Origin of the sequence: Pseudoalteromonas sp. OANN1, assembly GCF_024124685.1 — a bacterium.
GTDB classification, from domain to species: domain Bacteria; phylum Pseudomonadota; class Gammaproteobacteria; order Enterobacterales; family Alteromonadaceae; genus Pseudoalteromonas; species Pseudoalteromonas piscicida.
Map to the genome: position 1 here is coordinate 1 of NZ_JAMXSE010000053.1, position 1,076 is coordinate 1,076.

Here is a 1,076-nt window from a genome sequence, read left to right on the forward strand (position 1 = left end):
CACAGCATTTTTTTCCTTGATGAGTTCGGTCATTATTGTAGTAATTTATCCACTCGTCCAGATCCTTTTGGAGCTCTTCCAGAGAGCTGTATAACTTTTTGCGAAATGTCACTTGATAAAACTCTTGAAGTATCGTTTTGTGGAAGCGTTCGCAGATACCGTTTGTCTGCGGCGACATTGCCTTGGTTTTGGTATGGTCTATGTCGTTGATCGCTAGATAAAGCTGATAATCATGGTGCTCAACCTTACCGCAGTACTCAGTTCCACGATCAGTGAGGATCCGTAGCATAGGTAGTTCGTGCTGCTCAAAGTAAGGCAAAACTCTATCATTCAGTAGATCTGCTGCTGTGATCGGTGTTTTAGTGGTGTAGAGCTTTGCAAACGCAACTTTGCAATATGTATCAACAAAAGTTTGCTGATATATACGGCCAACTCCCTTTAGGTTTCCAACATAAAAAGTATCCTGTGAACCAAGATATCCTGGGTGCTCAGTCTCAATTTCGCCGCAGGCTTCATCGTCCTGTTTTTTCTTCTCAAGGGCTGTTACCTGGGATTCTGTGAGAATGAGACCTTCTTGCGCGACTTTAGCCTCTAGCGCTTTCAGACGCTTTTTAAAGTTTTCCAAGTCATGGCGCAACCAAACAGACCGCACACCACTGGCAGAAACAAATACGCCTTGCTTTCTTAACTCATTGCTGGCTCTGACTTGCCCGTGAGCCGGAAATTCAATCGCATAGGTGCAAACTGCTTTTTCAGTCTCTTCATCTACACGGTTCTTCAGGTTTGGTGTTCTACGCGATTTATCGATGAGTGCATCAATACCGCCTTCATCAACGAGCTCTTGATAACGATAAAACGTATCTCGCGAAACCCCCATCATTTTGCAGGCTTTAGATACGTTTCCAAGCTCTTCAGCTAGATTGAGCAAACCAGCTTTGTGTTTAATGATTGGATTGTTAGTATGTAACATGAGAGTTACTCCTTAGTTGTTTTGAACAAAGATTCGACACCTTTATCAAAACGGGTAACTCTCAATTTTTCAAATCGAATTGTCAGGTCTGGTCAGAACTAATTCA

1 protein-coding gene is annotated in these 1,076 nt (G+C 42.8%); it reads right to left on the bottom strand.

The features are described from left to right. On the bottom strand, positions 1-970 hold a 970-nt coding region (locus tag NH462_RS22830), incomplete at its 3' end, for an IS481 family transposase (RefSeq protein ID WP_253107828.1). Positions 971-1,076 lie beyond the last annotated feature (106 nt).